This is a genomic window from Tatumella sp. JGM130, assembly GCF_018257525.1.
GTDB lineage: Bacteria > Pseudomonadota > Gammaproteobacteria > Enterobacterales > Enterobacteriaceae > Tatumella > Tatumella punctata.
The window spans coordinates 37,386-47,221 of the sequence record NZ_JAERJS010000028.1 but is presented as its reverse complement, the minus strand read 5'-3'; the positions used below and the strand labels follow the sequence as shown (position 1 = coordinate 47,221).

Below are 9,836 nucleotides of genomic sequence, written 5' to 3'. Positions count from 1 at the left end.
ATGGAAACCGTCAGCCCGTTTCCCGGCAGAAAACAGGGTCTGGCAAAAGTGTAGCGGTATTAGGCGCAGCTATTTAGTGCTGCTGGCCGCCTGTGATAACAACACCGCTGCAGAGTCAACGCTAGAATCCGGGCAGAACCCGCACAGCACGGAATTACAGAGTCTGATTCGCCAGGTAAAAGCGAGTCTGGTGTTTGTGGAAGGCGGCGATTTTCTGATAGGGGATTTAGCGGCAATACATGGCCCGTAAAAGGACAGTAAATCGCTGCATAAGATGACCCTGAGCAGCTACGTCATCAGTAAATTTAAAACCACCAATCAGGATATCAGCTTTACCTTAAGCTAAATAAATTCTCTTTGAGAGAAACATAATTTATTAATACGACAGCGAATGGAGGCGTTAATAATATTCCCGGGAGCTGAACCGCGAGGATTTTGCAAAAAAGGGAACTACTTGATGGTAGTATGATTGAGTTACCTGTCGATAATTATTATCCTAATCTGTTGCAGATCTACGATATAGCGGGTAATAGCCTTTAATGGTCCATAACTGATTCTAACCGAATTATAAAAAAATTCTCTGGATGTTGATCCGCTGAGACCGGAAGAACCGGTGTTTAAAAATCATGAGTGAAATTATACCAAAACGCTGCACGTGGCTGGTTGTTCAGAGCCTTTAAATGGCGTAACTGTTGCCATCTTTAACAGAAAACCAGGAACAGATATTTTTATTTCTACAGTGGTCAGTTACATAATTAATAGACCGCAAAAGGTAAAGTGGTGCAACGTCATAAAACATGGCTGTTAAATTAAAAGTTATGTTTGGATGTTTATTCCTTGCCTGTATAGAGGTGTTTACCCAGTAAAGTAGCGTGCAGTATAAGTACGAAACGTAACTTGCTGAAACTATACTTGACGGAAAAGTGAAGCAGGCACCTTAAGCATAGGATATAAATATCTCAATCCCGACCATAATTATTAATCATAGAAACTATTATTAATAATAAGTAAATAAACTTTACAAGCGAGAATGAATTATGCCCGGAGTTATTCGAATCGGTGATGCCACCTCAAGTGGTGGAAAAGTCTTACAAGGCAGTAGTGGCGTTAAGTTTCAGGGGAAAGAAGTATCCTGTCTGGGTGACAGAGTGCTATGCCTTGTTCATGGAATAACGTCTATTGCTGAAGGCGATAACGGCTCAAAAATTAATGGTAAACCTGTTGCCATTCATGGGCATCGCTGTGGCTGCGGTTGTGCATTAATTACATCCCTGCCCAATGCTGGAAGGCGTTAGCTATGCCCGTTGAATTAAAAAAAATACCAGAGAAAATACAGCTGCCTGAACAGCCTTCAGTATTCCGGTGGCTTATTGCCGTCGTGCTGATAGCCGTACCGGGGGGAATACTGACGCTTTATTTATGGCCGGAGAACATGTCCACGCAATCCACATGGTTCTGGTTTTGCATTTTTACCATACCGCTGTCTGCTGGATTAGTCTGTTATGCCTTTCGGCTACGAGCTTATGAAAATAAGCGTGATCGCGTGAACTACTGGAATCACCTTCATCAGGAGCAACATGATATACAAGTGAAGAGAAGACAGCGTCCGGCAGGCGTTTTGGGGAAAGCGTATATCACCCCCATAGCCTGTAATAAACTGGCTTCTGCCCTCATAAACTATGGTAGTCAGTTACAATCAACTTATTTTGCCCATCTTCAGCAGGCACTGACAACGGTCCGATTTGAGCCTTCTATCTCGCATTTCTCAAAGGAAAGCTACAGTACAAGGTTAACCGGATATATCACCCAGCTTCTTCACATGCTGGAGCCGGACTTATCAGTACTATCCGCAGACAAATTGTCGGTTCGTCTCCGTCACGACGGCTCTGTTGATAATGCGCAAATCTTACAAATTTGGCAGGCGATATTTCCTGCATCATATCCCGTGGATGCAATTATTGTAGGGCAAGAAGGTGATGGTGTGATGTGGCTGGATGCCTTGTTAGGCCAGAATGAGTCGGTACTGACGATTTCTGTTGAAATCAACCTGTTTATTGACCCCCGGGATTATCAGACTGAATCGGTATCAGCACTGTTGCTGGCCTCTCCGGCGTGGCTTGCTCAACATGATGTTAAACCTGAGGCCGTCATTCATTGTCCCGTAATCACCACGGATGATGCCTGTACCCTGGAAGATATGTTGCGTTGGGGAAAGCTGTCTGTGGATGAAATCCACACGTTCTGGCGATGGCATGTCGATAAAGAGGCTATGGCGCGGTTAATTCAGCAGTCAGAAAGGCTTGGTTATTCCCCGGGACAGGACGAAGACTATATGCCGGATGATTTATTTGGTAACCCCGGGGCGGCATTAGGAAATATTGCGTTGCTCTGTGCCTGTGAGTACGCCAGAACATCAGGTAAACCACAGTGGGTAATGATGACCGATAAAACCACGCATCAGGTAATTGTGCGTCAGGAAGAATGCTGAAGGAAAACTGCATGATAAAGAAAAAACGGATAAGTACCTGGCTCATTGTTGCAATTGTTATTATCGTAAGTACTGGATTAATCTGGTTAAACAATCCGTTTTCACGCCTTGCCGGGCAAGAGAAAAAATTGATGGCATCGCTGATTGTGGTCGCTATCTGTCTGGGGATTTTGCTGTTTGATGCGCTGTTTGTGTGGCTATGGGACAGGCTGATCTCTTTAAGTTTTATTCAGAAATTTAAAATCCTGACAGGGGTGAAACCAGAACAGCCAGCGTATGAACAGAATAACAACCGACATTCTGAAGTTGTTAAAGAAATCCGCCAGTATCTTCGCACTATTTACAATCGCAACTGGGGCCGTAAAACCCGTATCCTGCTGATCACCGGTACTGCCGCTGAGATGGAGCAACTGACCCCGGGTCTTACCAGCCAGCTCTGGCAGGAAGATCGCGGCACCTTGCTGCTGTGGGGCGGTGACCTCAATACGTCAGCGGACAGTGCCTGGCTGAGCGCGCTGCGCAAACTGCGCCGTCGTCCGGTGGATGGCCTGGTGTGGGTCACTTCAGCTTTTGACCAGCTCTCAGCGCCGGGGATGGAGCAGCCGCTACCGGTCCCGTCTGAAGGGACGATGGATTCCCTGTCCCACGCTATCAGCGCCCGTATGGATACGCTGGGCTGGAAACTCCCGTTGTATATCTGGTCCCTGCATCCACGCGGCGGTAAGCCGGAGGGGCGGATTGTGCAGGCGGCAGGCTGCCTGCTGCCTGCCGGATGCCGTATTGAGGGATTAGCCGGACAGCTCGCGGCGCTGACACCGCAACTAACCTGCCGGGGGTTACAGCAAATCTGTGATGAGGCGCAACATAATTTCCTGCTGATGCTGGCTGACCAGCTGATCCGTAAACCGGAGAGCCTGAGCGGGCCATTGTCGGTGATGCTCAATCCGTACCGCCCGCTGCCGCTGGCCGGGGTAGTGTTCAGTCAGCCCTCTGCCGGTGCTGAACGTGTCGTGCCGCACCACTGGGGCATGGACAAGCGCTGGGATGTTCTGCCGGACTCTGTGCGGATGCTCCCTGCCGGGCTGCGCCCTGTTAAACCGGGTACTGCATGGCGCAAGGTCGTGGCACCTGCTGTCGCCCTGGCAATGGCGGGCTGGGCTGTGTGGATGGGTATCGCGTATGTCACCAACCGCAGCCAGATTGACGGAGCCAATGCCCGGGCCGCAGTTGCTGCCCGACAGAATCAGCCACTGGAACAGCGCCTGCATGCTCTGTCTGAACTGCAGAAAACCGTGGCCCGCCTGCAGTACCGCTCTGAGCATGGTGTCCCATGGTATGAGCAGGCCGGGCTGAGCCGGAATAATGAGCTGCTGGCCGCACTCTGGCCCCGCTACCAGAATAGTGCGTTGCCACTGTTACGGGATGCAGCCGCAGACCACCTGCAGAGGCAGCTGAGCGCCTTTAATCGGTTGCCGCCGGGCAGCCCATTGCGTGAGCAGAGAGCAAAAACCGCCTGGCAGCAGCTCAGGCTCTATCTGATGCTGGCCCTTCCGGAGTATATGGATGCAGCCTGGTTCAGCACTGCACTGACAGCAGACTGGCCGAAACGCGGCGGGATTAAAGACGCTGAGTGGCAGGGCATGGCCCCGTCATTGTTTGCTTTTTATGCCGCCAGCCTGATTACCCATCCGCAATGGCGGGTGCCTGCAGATGAAAATATGGTCAGCGAGGCGCGTTCGCTGCTGGTCCGCCTGATGGGGGTACGCAACAGCGAATCGACCCTCTACCAGAAGATGCTCTCACAGGTCGCGCACCTGTATGCCGATATGCGTCTCGGGGACATGACCGGTGATACCGATGTCGCGCGGCTGTTCAGTTCCAGCGAAGCTGTGGCGGGGATGTTTACCCGCCAGGCCTGGGAGCAGGCGGTACAGCCGGCTATCGACCAGCTGGTGAAGGCGCGCCGCGATGAGCTCGATTGGGTACTGACTGACCGTAAACGTCAGGTGAGTAAACAGGATGAAATCTCGCCGGAAGCGCTGAAGAAGCGTCTGACGGAACGTTACTTTGCCGACTTTGGCGGTGCCTGGCTGGAATTCCTCAACAGCCTGCGCTGGACCCCGGCTGGCACGCTGTCAGATGCCATTGACCAGCTGACCCTGATGGCTGACGTGCGTCAGTCGCCACTGGTGGCATTGATGAATACCCTGAATGAGCAGGGGCGCACCGGCCAGATCGGCGAAGCGATATCAGACACGCTGGTGAAATCAGCAAAAAATCTGCTGGGTGGTGATAACAAAGATGTCATTGACCAGAGTGCCGGTATCCATGGTCCGCTGGATACGACCTTCGGGCCGCTGCTGGGGCTGATGGACAAAAGCCGCATCGGCGCACAGACGCAAAGTCTGCAGTCATACCTGACCCGCGTAACACAGGTGCGCCTGCGCCTGCAACAGGTGACTAATGCCGCCGATCCGCAGGCGATGACCCGGGCGTTGGCCCGGACCGTGTTCGAGGGTAAGACGGTAGACCTGACCGAAACCCGCGACTACGGCAGCCTGATTGCTGCCGGTCTGGGACAGGAGTGGAGTGGCTTTGGCCGGACGGTATTTGTCAGCCCAATGGAACAGGCCTGGCAGCAGGTGCTGACCCCGGCGGCTGACAGTCTCAATGCCCAGTGGCAGCAGGCAGTGGTGGCGGAATGGAACTCCGCATTTGGCGGGCGTTATCCGTTTCACAACTCTGGCAGCGATGTCTCTCTGCCTCTGCTGGCCAAATACCTCAATGCGGATTCCGGGCGTATTGCACAGTTCCTGCAAACCCGTCTTAAAGGCATTTTGCATCGTCAGGGCAGCCGGTGGGTGCCAGACAGTATCAATTCACAGGGACTGATCTTTAACCGGGCGTTTCTCAATGCCATCAACACCCTGAGTCATGTCTCGGACATCGCTTTCACCGAAGGCAATGCCGGTATGAACTTCGAGCTGCGGCCGGGGACTGCCGCTGGCGTGATGCAGACCGATATGATTATTGACAGCCGGAAGCTGACCTATGTAAACCAGCTTCCGGCATGGAAGCGTTTCACCTGGCCTGCGGATACCGATGGATAAGCACGCAGGCGGGCACCCGTCAGTATGCGGACATGCCCGGCAGCTGGGGATGGATCCGTCTGCTGGATAAGGCCGCGATCAGTGCTTACCCGGGTATCGGCAGCAGTTATGCTCTTGGCTGGAAAACACCGGACGGTCGCACGCTCAATTACACCCTGCGCACCGAAGCGGGTGAGGGACCACTGGTGCTGCTGAAACTGCGTAACTTCCGGCTGCCGGAAACCATCTTCAATACCACCGGTATCGCAGGCATCAGTACAGCCAGTGACGCAGAGGTGGTCTACTGATAAGCGCCTGCCGGACTGATGACTATCGATCCTGCCCGTGCCACGCCGTTAAATTCACAGGAAAATAAATCAATGGAAGATCTGACCCTGCGCTATTTCGATGCAGAAATGCGCTACCTGCGTGAAGCCGCGAAAGAGTTCGCACAAGCCCATCCGGATCGTGCCGCGATGCTGGACCTGGATAAGGCCGGAACCCCCGATCCCTATGTTGAACGCCTGCTTGAAGGGTTTGCCTTCTCAATGGGGCGACTGCGCGAAAAAATTGACGATGATCTGCCGGAACTGACTGAAGGTCTGGTCAGCATGCTCTGGCCACACTACCTGTGCACCATTCCGTCTCTCTCGGTGGTGGCGTTTACCCCGGTACTCTCTGCCATGAAAATGGCGGAAGTGGTGCCCGCGGGTCTTGAGGTATATTCCCGTCCGCTAGGGCCTGAAAACACGGTCTGTCGTTACCGTACCACCCGGCAGGTAATGCTCAACCCTCTGGCTATTTCGGGCATTACCATGACCACTGAGCCGGATGGTCGTTCGCTGCTGCAGCTGCGTTTTGCCTGCAGCACTCAGGCGGACTGGTCCCATACTGATCTCAGCCGCCTGAGCCTGTACCTCGGGGCCGAGGCGCCCGTCAGCAGCCAGCTGCACCTGATGCTGACCAAACGGCAGGCGGCCCTGTATATGCATCTTCCAGGGCAGAGCGACCGCATCCGGCTTGACGGGTATTTCTCGCCGGGGGGATTTGCAGAGGAAGACGGGCTGTGGCCGAAGGGCGATACCGCCTTCAGTGGTTACCAGCTGCTGCTGGAGTATTTCACCTTCCGCGACAAGTTTATGTTCGTCCACCTTAACGGGCTGGACGGTATTACCCTGCCTCAGGGGACGGGGTACTTCGATATTGAAGTGGTGTTCAGTACGCTGTGGCCATCAGACCTGCCGGTCACCGATGACGCGGTTCGTCTGCACTGTGTACCGGTAATTAATCTTTTTACTCTGGAGGCGGACCCGCTCACTATCTCTGGCCTTGAAAGCGAGTACCTGCTGCGGCCTAAACGTCTGCAGGACGGACATACTGAGATTTACTCCGTCGATTCGGTCACCGGCTCAGGCCGCACCAGTGATGCCGAATACGTACCGTTCAGCAGCTTCCGTCACAAGGGCGGGATGATGCGTCGCCATGCCCCTCCACGTTACTACCACACCCGGGTAAAGCGCAGCGTGACCGGACTGTATGACACCTGGCTTATTCCCGGCGGGCACCAGTGGGAAAATGACCGACTGTTTGAGCGCGAAGCCGTCTCGCTGCAAATTACTGGTACCAACGGCCAGTTACCGCGCAGAGCACTGCAGAGCACGCTTCTGGACCTCTGTGAACAGGTGATGGATACGCCACTGACGGTGCGCAACCTCTGCAAGCCGACGCTGCCGGTATACCCGCCTGTGGAAGACCGTTTCCACTGGCGGGTACTGAGTCACCTTGGCTCCGGATTCCTGAACATGATGAGCACCGCCGAAGTGCTGCGCGGGACGCTGGCGCTGTATAACTGGCAGGAAGATGAACTGAATACCCGTCGTCTGGAAGCGATTCAGCAGGTGACGCATCACCGGTTACAGCGTTTCGAACAGGGCTATCTGCTGCGCGGGCTGGATATCGAAGTGATCCTCGACAGCAACGGATTTACGGGGGAGGGCGACATCCATTTGTTTGGTGAAATGCTCAACCGCTTCTTTGCGCTTTATGCTGACATGAATCAGTTTAATCAGCTGACGCTTATCGTACAGCCAGAAGGAAAATGTATCCGGTGGAAAGAAAATCACAGTCCGCGCCTGCCCGGCTGATGGCGCAGCTACGGCAGTACCTGCCGTATATAAACTTTTATCGCTTTTGCCAGGTACTGGAGCAGAGCCAGCCGGATAAGCCGGTTATTGGCAGCAGCTGGCAGGTTCGTCAGGAGCCGGTACGTTTCCGGCCCCACCCGGGGATGGGCTTCCCGGCTTCCGAAATCAAAGGCATGGAGCTGCCAGAACATCCCCGGCTGCCACCCACGGTGCGCATCACCTTTATGGGACTCTACGGCGTGGAGTCCCCGCTGCCGACGCACTATATCGATGACATCACCCAGCGGCGGGAAGGGTACGAAGCCACTGCAGATTTCCTCGATATCTTCAACCACCGGTTGATTGCCCAGTACTATCGCATCTGGCGTAAATACTCTTACCCGGCGACCTTCGAAGCGGGCGGCAGGGACAAAACCTCGCAGTATCTGCTGGGGCTGGCCGGGCTCGGGGTTGACGGCTGTACGGACAGTATCGCGGCACCGGCCTCACGCTTTCTGGCGCTGCTGCCGGCCATGTTGCTGCCCGGACGGACTTCAGAGGGAATGGTCGCGCTGGTGCGTCTGCTGGCACCCAACACCCGGGCGAAAATCTGGCACCATGACAAACGCAGTGTGCCGCTGAAAAAGCCCCTGACTATGAGCGTGCGTCAGCCTGTTACCCTGGTAAACCGTCCGGTGATGGGCAACTATGCCACCGATGTTAACAGCCAGGTGCTGATGTGCCTGACGACCACACACCCTGCTGAAGTTCAGGGCTGGTTGCCGGGCGGCGATCTTCACACCGACCTGATGGCGCTGCTGCATGTCTATCTCGGGTCACGGCTCGACGTCCGCCTGCAACTGTGTGTCGCTCGCAGTCTGCTGCCTGATGCGATCATAAGCAGTAACCCGAAGGCGGGGGCGGTGCAGCTGGGCCGCACGGCTGTGATGCGACCGCTGAATGCGGCTAACAGTGCATTACACCTTAACACAATCACTATTAACCCGGGCCGCTATCAACGGGTTCAGGAAAATCTGCACCGCAGGGAGACCGATGAATATGGCGAATACCGCTGGTAAATTTCCCCTGGCTGCGCTGGCCGCGTGTATCACACTGATACTGGCGGGCTGTGGGCTGACGCAAAAAGTGACAGACGGCACCGTTGCCGTGACCAAATCGATTTTTTATAAGCAGATAAAAACCCTGCATCTGGATATTCGCGCCCGCGAGGCCGTTAACAGCAATGCTGGCGGGGTTGCACTATCGACGGTGGTGCGGATTTATCAACTTAAAGACCGCAAAACATTTGATACGACGGACTATCCGTCACTGTTTAACTATGACAGTCAGGCCATCAGGGCAGACCTGGTCGCGGAGAAAGATATCCGCCTGCAGCCAGGGGGCGCGGTAACGGTCGATATGCCGATGGAGGAAGACGCGCAGTACGTGGCAGTGGCCGGGATGTTTATGGCGCCGGACCAGATAAACAACAGCTGGCGTGTGGTTCTGGGCCGGGATGCTCTCGACCCGGATAAGGCCCGTGTTATCGAGGCGGGGAACAACCGCTTAATGTTAATACCAGTGAAGGAGTAGCACTGCCGCAGTTTGTTTCAGGACAGACATGATCTGACTGCCGGTAAAACGTGCTTTCTTCATAGAATTATCCCCGGTTCAGATTACGAGAAAATTCTGCGTATAAACACACCGGTTTTACGGGGGGATGACCGATGGTCGCTACTCTCCCCGTGATTTTTATATACCCACCACGGGGGCATTAGGCACCTATTGCCTTAATATTGATTTATGATTTGAAACCAACGTACAAAATCAACCTATGGGTAACGCATATGACCGAGAATGATCTTTTAAGAGAAATGCTCCGCTTGCATGAGGCAGGAGAAGGGCTTCCTAATAGCCTTGCAAACGACAATTTCGAAAGTCTAAACCTTCTATGGGATAAAGGGCTAAGCAGCTACAGAGTAACAAAAATGACTGCGGGCAATATTAGAAGCAGAAGAGTCTACCCAGGGTTTTTAACTCCAGAGGGGATTGAAAGAGCGAAGGCGATCAACTAGCCCTCCATTTAACATAAGCTGATCTTACGCGAACAAGAAAGATATGTTATCAATTCAAATT

The 9,836-nt window shown here is 53.8% G+C and carries 5 protein-coding genes and 2 pseudogenes; all 7 read left to right on the top strand.

Going from position 1 to position 9,836, the window contains the following annotated elements:
* Positions 1–250: pseudogene (locus JK211_RS12925) on the top strand (hypothetical protein); the annotation flags it as partial.
* A gap of 787 nt (positions 251–1,037) precedes the next feature.
* Complete coding sequence (locus JK211_RS12920) at positions 1,038–1,295, top strand: PAAR domain-containing protein (RefSeq protein ID WP_212709079.1); 258 nt, start codon at positions 1,038–1,040, stop codon at positions 1,293–1,295.
* Positions 1,296–1,858: 563 nt separating this feature from the next.
* Positions 1,859–2,488 (top strand): hypothetical protein, encoded by a 630-nt coding sequence (locus tag JK211_RS16920; protein ID WP_249213796.1) that lies wholly within the window; start codon positions 1,859–1,861, stop codon positions 2,486–2,488.
* Between the two features lie 11 nt (positions 2,489–2,499).
* A pseudogene (locus JK211_RS12910) lies at positions 2,500–5,885 on the top strand (ImcF-related family protein).
* Between the two features lie 72 nt (positions 5,886–5,957).
* Positions 5,958–7,721, top strand: coding sequence for a type VI secretion system baseplate subunit TssF (gene tssF, locus JK211_RS12905; RefSeq protein ID WP_212709082.1), 1,764 nt, complete (start codon positions 5,958–5,960; stop codon positions 7,719–7,721).
* A complete protein-coding gene (gene tssG / locus JK211_RS12900) occupies positions 7,676–8,779 on the top strand; it encodes a type VI secretion system baseplate subunit TssG (protein ID WP_212709077.1) in 1,104 nt (367 codons plus the stop codon). The genes tssF and tssG overlap by 46 nt, the downstream gene beginning before the upstream one ends.
* Positions 8,760–9,293: a type VI secretion system lipoprotein TssJ gene (gene tssJ, locus JK211_RS12895; RefSeq protein WP_212709076.1), complete on the top strand. Its 534-nt coding sequence runs from the start codon at positions 8,760–8,762 to the stop codon at positions 9,291–9,293. Before tssG ends, tssJ begins: the two co-directional genes overlap by 20 nt.
* Positions 9,294–9,836: the final 543 nt, after the last annotated feature.